Raw genomic sequence first — 10,139 nt, 5'->3', positions numbered from 1 at the left:
TCACCGGTGGGAAGGGACCGAGCCATGCCACGGCCTGTCCGAAAGGACGACCAGGATTCATTCGGTCTCCTTCCCACCTCAACCATACACCGGAACCAACACACAGGATTCTATGGTCTGCGCCGCGTCGCTTCGCTCCTTGCTCCGCCATAGAATGACGAGGTTGGGGGCGGCTTCAACCAATCTCCGGCGTTTGCGCTGATTTCACGCGAATGAACGGAAAATCTTGCATCAAGACAAACGGCAACCTTAAAATCCCTGTGTCGGGGACTAGACACTTTTCCTGGAATTGCTCAAGCCGCCGCCGACTTGAAGCTTAGCGCCACGCCGTTGATGCAGTGGCGCAGGCCGGTCGGCGGCGGGCCGTCGTCGAAGACATGGCCGAGATGGCCGCCGCAGCGCCGGCAATGCACCTCGGTGCGGGTCATGCCGAGCGAGCGGTCTTCGGTCTTGCCGATGGAGTTCGGGATCTCCTGCCAGAAGCTCGGCCAGCCGGTGCCGGAATCGAATTTCGTCTCCGACGAATAGACAGGCAGGTCGCAGCCGGCGCAGGCGAAGATGCCCTTGCGATGCTCGTTGAGCAGCGGGCTGGTGCCGGGATATTCGGTGCCTTGCTTGCGCAGCACGTCGAAGGCCTCGTCCGACAGAATGGCGTGCCATTCGGCATCGGTCTTGGTGATTTCGAACGTCTCGGCGGCGAGAGCGGGCTTCGGTCCGCCGGCACGCAGCATCGCTGCGGATCCGACGATGAGAGCGGTGGCGGCGGCCCCGCTCCAGAGAAAATCGCGACGGTTCATGGCCGTTCCTCCTGACGCATTTTGCCAAGATAGAGCCCGGGCCGGAAATCAAAAGCCGGTGACGCCCCATCTCTTCGTTCGAGCAATTCCGGACAGAACCTTCCTGGAACGCTCCGGATGCTGCTCCGCGCCGCCCTTGCGGGACGGACGCGGAGCACACCCCTGCCGGCGGCGCGAATCTTGAATGATACGGCCAGCGCTCAGCCATGTCTTCGCCGGCCAGGCCCGCTTTGTTACATCTTCGGCAAGAGAACCTTGTCGATGACATGGATGACGCCGTTCGACTGGCGGACATCGGCGATGGTGACATGGGCGACATTGCCGTTCTCGTCGGTGACGGTGACCTTGCCCTTCTCCGCCTTCAGCGTCAGCTCGCAGCCGCCGACCGTCTTGACCTGGTGGGCGCCGCCATCGGCCTTGGCCATCTTGGCGACGTCGGCGGCCAGCGCCTTGGCGGCGACGACATGGCAGGTCAGCACCTTGGTCAGCTTGTCCTTGTTCTCGGGCTTGAGCAGCGTGTCGACCGTGCCGGCCGGGAGCGCCGCAAAGGCCTCGTTGGTCGGCGCGAAAACGGTGAACGGACCGGCGCCCTGCAGCGTGTCGACCAGGCCGGCGGCCTTGACGGCGGCGACCAGAGTTGTGTGGTCCTTCGAATTGACGGCATTCTCAATGATGTTCTTCTTGGCATACATCGGCGCGCCGCCGACCATCGGATTGGCAGCGTAGGCAACGGCGCCGAGCGTCGAAAGGCCAAGTGTAGAGGCAAGCAAAAGGGTAGCGAGTTTACGCATGATGTCAGTCTCCTCGGGTTGTTTTCTTCCCGTCCGTGGGAACACGAGGAGATACGGGCCCGAAAAACGTTAGTTTCACGAAGGGCGCGCGATTTTTATTCGGGTGCTTTATTGCATCTGTGTCACTGATGGCGACAGCGAAATTTTACCGCCTAGAAAGGGCAGGATGTAGACTTCAGTTAGTCTTCGGTAACCGGCTGACCAGGGTCAGATGCCCTTCAGGTCACCCGCGGCGACGACCGGACCGGTAGGCTGGCCGGTCGGCGAACCGCCAGAGGGCTCGAGGCTGACGGCGAGCACGGCGCCTTGCGCCAGCTTCTGCTGGACGGCCGGCGTGACCGCCATGCGCGCGGTCGGGCCGGCGGGAATGACACCCATCGAGACCGGCGCGTTCTTGCCCTCGATCATCCAGAGCTCGAAATCCTTGCCGGCGCCGCGGTCGCCGGAGACCAGCGATAGGCCGACCTCGTGGCGGGCGGCGTCATAGACGGCAAGATATTTGACGTTGCTGTTGTCGGCGGCCAGAGAGGCGACCAGCCTGGTCTCGGGCGGCTGGACCGGCTGGTTGACGTAAGGCAGGGCGACATAGACGGCCAAAGCGGCGACGGCCGCCGCGGCGAGGCCGCGCCAGAAGGCAAGGCTCGCCCACAGGCCGCCGCTGGGCGCCGTGGACGCGGACGAAGCAAATAGGCGGCGGTCGATTGCCACTTTCACGGAAGCCGGCGGCTCGACCGCGGCATAGGCGGCGGCCATCGGCGCGAAATGGGCTTCCCAAGCGTCGACCAGGCGGGCGAATGCCGCCTCGGCATCGATGCGACGGGAAGCGATCTGGCGCTCGTCGGCTTCCAGGACGCCGAGAACGTATTCGGCGGCGAGCAGGTCGTCGCCTCCACGTTCCGGTCCGTTGTCCTCTGCCAGCGTCATCTTTCCAGGCATTCTCTCAGTTTCAGCAGGCTTCGCCGCAGCCAAGTCCGCATCGTGTTCAGCGGAACCTTGAAGCGCTCCGCCAGCTCGGCGTAGCTTTCGCCGCCCAGATAGGCGCCCCGGACGGCCGCTGCCCGGTCTTGTTCCAGTTCGTCGAGGCAATGGTAGATGCGTTCGGTCTCGCCGCCCGCCACAGCCATGGCCTCGGGTCCCGGCGCCGGATCGGCGACGTCGAGGGCCGTATCGATGTTGGCAGAAGGACTGCGCCGCGACCGGATGCGATCGATCGCATGATTGCGCGCAACGGCCACCAGCCAGGAAATCGGGCTCAGATCGGAAACCGCGAAACGATCCGCCTTCGTCCAGATCTTGACGAAGACCTCCTGCAGCGCTTCTTCCGCATCACCCCGGTCCCTCAAGACACGAAGGCAGACGCCGAAAAGTTTCCCGCTGGTCTGCTTGTAGAGCAGATCGAACGCCGCCCGGTCCTTCATCGAAGTCCGAACGATCAGCTTGCTGATGTCCTGAGGCCCCATGCAGGCAAATTAGAAGATTGCGATCTAATTGCAACGGGCCGCCCAGTCTTACTGATGTGAGAAGAGGCTTTGTCCGCCGAAGATTGCCGTGCCGTTGGTTTTATCGAATCCCGATTCGATTTGCGATAGATTTTGGCTAACGAGGGGATGCGGATGTCGATCGAGCGGGTGCTTTGGGAACAGGATGCGACCGGCCTTGCCGAGCTCGTCCACAAAGGGGAAATTGCAACGCAGGAGCTGGTCGACGCGGCGACGAGGAAACGCTGTTGTCTTTCGCCGAGCAGATGGAGAAGCATTCGGGGTGGCTGGGACGGCGGGCCCGCTCAAGGTGCCGCAATAGGCCAGCGCCTTGAAAATTATCCGCGCCGCCCGATTTCTGCGCGGATGACCAATTTGCCAGACCAAATCAGAAGCGCGATCCTCGATTTGATCGGCCGGTGCCAGGAGCGCGGGTCGGTCACGCTGGACGAACTCAATCTCGTGCTTGCGCGTCATCATGACCTGGATTCGGACGACATCGACGGTGTCTTTGCGTTGATCGTCGACAGCGACTTGCGGATCGAAGAATAGGCCGATCGCATCGCACATAATGTTGCTTGCCGAACCATTTGCTCCGCGCGGCAATTCCCGCTAAGAGGCCGCCATTCACGCTAGCTGGGATCGATACCGATGACGGACATCGCCGCCAACGCCGAAATGCAGGCCGCGCTGCTCTCTCGCGCGCTGCCTTATATGCAGCGCTACGAGAACAAGACGGTGGTGGTGAAATACGGCGGGCATGCCATGGGCGATACGGAGCTCGGCAAGGCGTTCGCCCGCGACATCGCGCTGTTGAAACAATCCGGCGTCAATCCGATCGTCGTGCATGGCGGTGGGCCGCAGATCGGCGCGATGCTCACCAAGATGGGTATCGAATCCAAGTTCGAGGGCGGCCTGCGCGTCACCGACCAGAAGACTGTCGAGATCGTCGAGATGGTGCTGGCCGGCTCGATCAACAAGGAGATCGTGGCGCTGATCAACGCCGAGGGCGAATGGGCGATCGGGCTCTGCGGCAAGGACGGCAACATGGTGTTCGCCGAAAAGGCGCGCAAGACCATGGTCGATCCGGATTCCAACATCGAGCGGGTGCTCGATCTCGGCTTCGTCGGCGAGCCGGTCGAGGTCGACCGCACGCTGCTCGACCTTCTGGCGCGCTCGGAAATGATCCCGGTGCTGGCACCGGTGGCGCCCGGCCGCGACGGCCACACCTACAACATCAACGCCGACACCTTTGCCGGCGCCATCGCCGGCGCCTGCCGCGCCTCGCGCCTGCTCTTCCTCACTGACGTGCCGGGCGTCCTCGACAAGAACAAGAAGCTGATCGACGAGCTGACGGTCGCCGAGGCCAGGGCGCTGATCAAGGACGGCACGGTTTCGGGCGGCATGATCCCGAAGGTCGAGACCTGCATCGAGGCGATCGAGCGCGGCGTCGAAGGCGTCGTCATCCTCAACGGCAAGACGCCGCATTCGGTGCTGCTCGAGCTGTTCACCGAGCACGGCGCCGGCACGCTGATCGTTCCGTAAGAAAGGCAAGTTCACCATTTCCATGCAATGGTGAATCGCCATGTCAGCCGGCTAACTTTCTTGCCGCCGGCGCGCCTCGATCTTCAATGACCGGCGCGACGGACTTGCGTGGCTGACGCCCGACGATCATCGATTCCTCCTCGGCGTCCTGCGGCGCGCCCCAGAATTCGGCTAATGTCGGCCCATCCGTGATGCGGCCGTCGCGGACCAGAAACCCCCAGACCTCGCGGAACCAGACGCGGCGGCCCATCTTCGTGTACCAGCGCATCGAATGGCGCTGCTCGGGATCGGGGTGGAACAGGATGCGCGCCAATGCTTTCGGCCGCGACTGCACCGCCACCTCGATCAGCTTGACCGCCAAGAACAGCATCCAGGGTTTCAGCCTGGTCATGTGCAGAACCTGGTGCTTGTAATCCCACAGGCGCACGTCCTTCTGAATCACCTTGCGGTCCTTGGCGATGCGGAAGAACGGCGTCCAGCGATGCGGCGTGACATAGAGCGCCTGGATCTGGTCGGGGTCATAGGCGATGAGCTGGCGGAAGCCGCGCCAGAGATCGCGCAAGGTCTCGTCCTCGAAGCCGGCGACCCAGGTCGCCATCGACAGGATGCCGTGCCGCCTGAGCAGCCGGATCGCCTCGCGGTCGGACTTCGTGCTGCCGCCCTTGCGGATCAGCGACAGCGTGTGCTCGTCGGTGTTCTCCATGCCGAGCAGCCAGCGGATCACGCCGGCCCTGCGATAAAGATGCAGGATATCGGCATCGCGCACGATATCGTCGGCGCGGGTCGAGCCGACGATCAGCACCGGCACGTTCTCGGCGATCATGGCGTCGAGAAAGGCGCGCCAGGCCTTTTTCGAGGAAGTCGGGTTCTCGTCGGCCAGATTGATCAGCTCGACGCCGTGCTCGCGATAGAGCCAGGCGATCTCCCTGGCGAATTTGACCGGGTCGCGGTGGCGCCAGCGGGTCCAGAAACCGCGCTGGCCGCAATAGTTGCACAGATGCGGGCAGCCGCGCGAGAACTGCATGACCACGGCCCGCTTGCCGCCCCAATAGGAGTAGCGGCGGTGATCGATCAGCTCCCAGCCGACGCGCCAGGCATCGAGGTCGGCTATGGTCATCGCCGCCTGCGTCGCAACAGGACGGCCGAAATCGTCGCGATAGGCGATGCCGGCGACGCTCGCCACCGGCTGGCGCATCTCGATTGCCTCGATCAGCGCCGTCGCGGTCGCCTCGCCTTCGCCGCGCACGATGAAGTCGAAGACGTCGGTCGCGGCGAGAATGTCGCGCCAATGATAGGTCGGGAAGACGCCGCCATAGATGACGACGACACCCGGCGCGCGGGCCTTGATCATCTCGGCGATCTTCAAGGCCGTCGGATGTGCCGAGGTCGAGCCGGAATGGCCGATCAGCACGAAATCCGGATCGTCGCGCAGCGCCTCGTCCACCACCGCCGCAAGCGGCATCGGACCGAACTCGGCGTCGACCAGGCGTACCTGATGGCCGGAATCGATCAGCGGTCCGCCGATGGCCAAAAGACCGAGCGGCGGCAGGTGGTCGTCGGGCACACGGCTGCCGATGGCGGTGTGCGGCGGATTGATAAGCACGATGTTCAAGGCGGACCTCCATATTGGTCCGCTTGTGCTAATGACAGATGCCGAAGCCGCCTTGGCGCGGTTCAGCAGTTTCCACACAGCTTTTCGCCAGATTTGACCGGATCAGCGCCGTAGATGGCTGAGCGGCACGTGGCCGGGTCCCTTGATGTTCTGCAGCACCAGTTGCGTATGGACGTCGCGCACGCCGGGCAGGCGCATCAGCCGGTGCATGACGAAGGCGTTCAAGTCGTCCACCGACGGCACCAGGACATGCAGCAGGAAATCGTAGTCGCCTGTCATCGTCCAGCAGGACGAGACCTCGTCCATGCGCTGCACGGCGGCGATGAAGCTTTCGGGCGAGCCGTCGCTGTGGCTGACCAGCCGCACCTGGATGAACACCTCGACGGTCAAGCCCACGGCGCGGCGGCTGAGCACGGCGGCAAAGCCCTTGATGATACCGGCTTCCTGCAGGGCCTCGAAGCGGCGCGCGCAAGGCGTGGTCGACAGGCCGATCTCTTGCGCCAGCTCCGAGACGGGCTTGCGGCCGTCGCGCTGCAGGATGTCGAGCATCCTTATCTCGAAATCGTCAAATTGAGGCATTTTTTCTCAGACTTGCGTTGAACTGAGCGTTTTTACCCCCAAAACAGCTAGTGTGCCATAAACAAAGCTGATTTGCCTCAGCGGTCGCTTCTAAACTCCCCTTCACGATCCGCCGATCACGATCTTGAGGAGGATATGATGACGATCAGCGTTGCCGATTATGCCGCCGAATGCGCGGCGCAGGGTCTGCGGGGCGACTATTCGGTCTGCCGCAGCGATTTCACCGTGGCGCAGGGCTACGGCTACTCCGCCGAGGAGCAGGCGGTGTGGCGCACGCTCTGCGACCGCCAGACGAAGCTGACGCGGAAGCTCGCGCACCGCTCGTATCTGGACGGCGTCGCGGCGCTCGGCCTGCTCGACAGGATTCCGGATTTCGATGCCGTCAGCGAAAAGCTCGCCAGGCTGACGGGCTGGGAGATCGTTGCGGTGCCCGGCCTCATTCCGGCCGGCCCCTTCTTCGATCATCTCGCCAACCGGCGCTTCCCGGTGACCAATTGGCTGCGGACGAAGAAAGAGCTCGACTACATCGTCGAGCCGGACATGTTCCACGATTTCTTCGGCCATGTGCCGATCCTGACCCAGCCGGTGTTCGCCGATTTCATGCAGATGTATGGCCGGAAAGCGGAAGATCTGATCGCGCTCGGCGGCGACGAGATGATCACGAGGCTTTACTGGTATAGCGCCGAATACGGCCTCATCCAGGAAGCCGGCCAGCCGTTGAAAGCTTTCGGCGCCGGGCTGATGTCGTCCTTCACCGAGCTGCAATTCGCGGTCGAGAGCAAGGACGCGCACCATGTGCCGTTCGACCTCGAGACGGTGATGCGCACCGGCTATGAGATCGACAAGTTCCAGCGCGCCTATTTCGTGCTGCCGTCCTTTGATGCGCTGCGCGATGCTTTCGCCCATGGCGACCTCGCCGGCATCGTGGCGCGGTTCAAGGGCCAGCCGGCGCTCGACCCGGCGACGATCTGAGTGTTGTTTACGCAATTCCGGACGGAAAACCGCAACGCACTTTTCCTGGAATTGCTCTGAGGTCGGTTTTCGCCCAACCGACATTCAGCGCGGTTCAGCTGCCGACAGGCGGCTGGGCCGCTTTGTGCCTTTTTGCAATCTAGTTCCCCAGCACAGGGATTTTGACCGCTTGGCTATGTTTGCGTTGGCAGATGCCATGCCTTGGCGGTTAGCCGAAACGCCCACCCAGTCGTCATCCACGGGCGGAGCAAGGAGCGAAGCGACGCGCGCAGACCCGAGGATCCATTCCGTGTCGCATGAAGCGCTGCCGCGGTGCAGAATTCTGCTCAGCTGCACTCTTTGATCAGAATCACGGAATGGATTCCAGGGTCTCCGCGACGCCGCTTCGCGGCTGCTTCGTCCTGAAATGACGAGGTTGGAAGGCTTCCGGCAATCGCCAGCGTCTGCGCTGATTTCACCGAAAGAAACGGTGAAAATCGTGCCCGTCGATAAACGGCAATTTTTCAAAATCCTGCGCTGATCCTCTGGCTATGCCTTGTCAGGCTCGGGCTTGATCCTGGCCAGCTGCTCGCTCTGCAGGGCATGTGCCGCATTGATGAATGCACAGCACGGTCGAGATCAGACGGCGATCACCTTGCCCAGATGCTCGCCGAGGCGGCAGGCGAGCGCGGTGATGGTCGTCGTCGGATTGCACTGGCCCGACGTGCAGAACACCGAGGAGCCGCCGACATAGAGATTGTCCATGCCGTGCACCTTGCAATTGGCGTCGACGACGCTCTTCAAGACGTCGGTTCCCATGCGGGTGCCGCCCATATGGTGGTGGCCGGCCGTTTCCTCATTGGTCGGGTAATCGCCGCCATTGCCGATCCAGTCGTCGATGCGGACGCGGCCGAGATTCTTCTGCGCCATGGTCGTGCCGAAAAGCCTGAGGCCTTCGAGCAGCGTGCGGCGCTCGAGCGGCGATTTCTTCCAGTGCAGTTCGATACGCGGCACGCCGGCGTGGTCGACATCGGCCTTCGACAGCGCGATCTGATTGGAGGCAAGCGGCGCCTGTTCCCAGGCGACGTAAAGCTGGGCGGCGCAACGCAGCCTCTGGTCCAACTGGGAAGACATCCATTCCGCCATATTGGGGGCCGTGCAGGCGAGATCGGCGATCAATTTTTTGACATTGGGATAGGGGCTCTCGATCAGGCGGATACCGAAATTCATGATCTGCAGCCGCTCCATCGCGGCAAGCGTCGGCGAGAAGAAGGCTTCTTTCGAGGCGTCGACCTCGAACTCCGAGTAATTGGCGAGGATGGCATTGCCGCCCTGGAAGGTCGGATGCTCCATCCAGTAACGGCCGAGCGCCGCCGCGTTCGGCACCACGCCGCCATTCGAGCGCTCATTCGACCACAACAGCAGCCGCGAGTTCTCCAGCCCGCCGGTGCAGGTGACGATATAGTCCGCCGCGAAGGTGCCGGCATCCTGGCCGTTCGACCAGAGCTTTGCGCCGGTGACGCGCTTGCCGTCGCCGGTGAGCTCGGTCGCGTAGGTATTGAGCACGACGGCGATGTTCCTGCTCTTGTCGAGCTCGTCGGCGAACTTCTCGCCGAAGCGAACCGCCGGGCTCTTGACCAATTGAACCCAGCGGATGTCGTCCGAAACCGGGACGTCGGGACGGAAATCGGGCAGCTCGAGGATATCGTGAACTTCGCCAAGATAGGGCTCGATGTCGGCGCGGCCGATCGGCCAGCCGGTGTCCGGCGCCCAGGCCTTGGGCTCGAAGTCCTGTTTGTCGAGCACGCGGCACCAGCCGGCCCAGTGATTGGACGAGCCGCCCATGAAGCGCAGCCTGGTGATGTCGAGGTCGAAATAGAAATCGCCAACCGTCTTGCCGCGGTAGAAATCCTGCGACTCATCGCTGAATTCGCGCGAGCCCGCCTCCAGCACGACCACCGGGATGCCGGCTGCGCCGAGCTTCCTGGCGATCGTCGTGCCGGCCGGGCCGGAGCCGAGAATGCAGGCCTTGGGTTTGAAGCCGGCCTGCTTGTAGGCCTCGTAGCTGTCGAAGATCATGCGAGGTCGCTTCGCCGCAGGATCCAGCCATTGATCTCGACGATATCATCGGCATCGACCACGGGCTGCTGGCTGCGGAACAGCGACAGGGCAGGAAGCGCGATCAGCGCCTGCACGATCGCGCGGCGCGACATTTTTTTCATGAACCTGCTCATGACACGCCTCTCGACAGGGGCCTCGATCCACGCATGCCGTTCCTCAACGGCACATGTGTCGCCTGGGAGGCCAATTCCGTGCCAGACCCAGGTGAAAACGGCGTTACACCAGGAAGTTTAGCGCGGTTGAATATGGACATGGTTAGGGCATT

Annotated in this window: 11 protein-coding genes; 3 read left to right on the top strand and 8 right to left on the bottom strand. The window is 62.9% G+C overall.

Annotated elements, in window-relative coordinates:
- Nucleotides 1-293 precede the first annotated feature (293 nt).
- The 4 genes from msrB to LB529_RS20905 form a co-directional block, all read right to left on the bottom strand.
- The gene (msrB, locus tag LB529_RS20920) at nucleotides 294-797 is read right to left on the bottom strand and encodes a peptide-methionine (R)-S-oxide reductase MsrB (RefSeq protein WP_224712195.1); all 504 of its coding nucleotides are present in this window, start codon (nucleotides 795-797) and stop codon (nucleotides 294-296) included.
- A 233-nt stretch (nucleotides 798-1,030) separates the two neighbouring features.
- The gene (locus tag LB529_RS20915; RefSeq protein WP_224712194.1) at nucleotides 1,031-1,588 is read right to left on the bottom strand and encodes a fasciclin domain-containing protein; all 558 of its coding nucleotides are present in this window, start codon (nucleotides 1,586-1,588) and stop codon (nucleotides 1,031-1,033) included.
- 207 nt (nucleotides 1,589-1,795) lie between these two features.
- On the bottom strand, nucleotides 1,796-2,512 hold the full coding sequence (locus tag LB529_RS20910; RefSeq protein ID WP_224712200.1) for an anti-sigma factor domain-containing protein: 717 nt from the start codon (nucleotides 2,510-2,512) through the stop codon (nucleotides 1,796-1,798).
- Nucleotides 2,509-3,048, bottom strand: a complete 540-nt coding sequence (locus LB529_RS20905; RefSeq protein WP_140845335.1) for a sigma-70 family RNA polymerase sigma factor — start codon at nucleotides 3,046-3,048, stop codon at nucleotides 2,509-2,511. Before LB529_RS20905 ends, LB529_RS20910 begins: the two co-directional genes overlap by 4 nt.
- 153 nt (nucleotides 3,049-3,201) lie before the next feature.
- On the opposite strand from LB529_RS20905, the gene LB529_RS20900 reads away from it, so the two are divergent.
- Nucleotides 3,202-3,618 (top strand): RNA polymerase sigma factor region1.1 domain-containing protein, encoded by a 417-nt coding sequence (locus LB529_RS20900; protein WP_181174873.1) that lies wholly within the window; start codon nucleotides 3,202-3,204, stop codon nucleotides 3,616-3,618.
- A 99-nt stretch (nucleotides 3,619-3,717) separates the two neighbouring features.
- A complete protein-coding gene (gene argB, locus LB529_RS20895) occupies nucleotides 3,718-4,611 on the top strand; it encodes an acetylglutamate kinase (protein WP_140845333.1) in 894 nt (297 codons plus the stop codon).
- A gap of 43 nt (nucleotides 4,612-4,654) precedes the next feature.
- On the opposite strand, the gene bchE is transcribed toward argB, so the two are convergent.
- Together bchE and LB529_RS20885 are read right to left on the bottom strand one after the other, a co-directional pair.
- Nucleotides 4,655-6,223 carry a magnesium-protoporphyrin IX monomethyl ester anaerobic oxidative cyclase gene (gene bchE, locus LB529_RS20890; protein ID WP_224712193.1) on the bottom strand — a complete coding sequence of 523 codons (1,569 nt, stop codon included), beginning with the start codon at nucleotides 6,221-6,223 and terminating at the stop codon, nucleotides 4,655-4,657.
- A gap of 102 nt (nucleotides 6,224-6,325) precedes the next feature.
- Nucleotides 6,326-6,802 carry an Lrp/AsnC family transcriptional regulator gene (locus LB529_RS20885; RefSeq protein ID WP_095769494.1) on the bottom strand — a complete coding sequence of 159 codons (477 nt, stop codon included), beginning with the start codon at nucleotides 6,800-6,802 and terminating at the stop codon, nucleotides 6,326-6,328.
- A gap of 135 nt (nucleotides 6,803-6,937) precedes the next feature.
- Here LB529_RS20885 and phhA point away from each other — a divergent pair, with 135 nt between their 5' ends.
- On the top strand, nucleotides 6,938-7,774 hold the full coding sequence (phhA, locus tag LB529_RS20880; RefSeq protein ID WP_224532159.1) for a phenylalanine 4-monooxygenase: 837 nt from the start codon (nucleotides 6,938-6,940) through the stop codon (nucleotides 7,772-7,774).
- Nucleotides 7,775-8,392: 618 nt separating this feature from the next.
- Here phhA and LB529_RS20875 read toward each other — a convergent pair.
- Together LB529_RS20875 and LB529_RS20870 are read right to left on the bottom strand one after the other, a co-directional pair.
- On the bottom strand, nucleotides 8,393-9,832 hold the full coding sequence (locus LB529_RS20875) for a GMC oxidoreductase (protein ID WP_224712192.1): 1,440 nt from the start codon (nucleotides 9,830-9,832) through the stop codon (nucleotides 8,393-8,395).
- Nucleotides 9,829-9,987, bottom strand: a complete 159-nt coding sequence (locus LB529_RS20870) for a hypothetical protein (protein WP_224532161.1) — start codon at nucleotides 9,985-9,987, stop codon at nucleotides 9,829-9,831. Before LB529_RS20870 ends, LB529_RS20875 begins: the two co-directional genes overlap by 4 nt.
- Nucleotides 9,988-10,139 lie beyond the last annotated feature (152 nt).

Source organism: Mesorhizobium sp. CA5, assembly GCF_020165105.1.
GTDB lineage: Bacteria > Pseudomonadota > Alphaproteobacteria > Rhizobiales > Rhizobiaceae > Mesorhizobium.
This window is presented reverse-complemented; position numbering and strand designations above follow the sequence as displayed.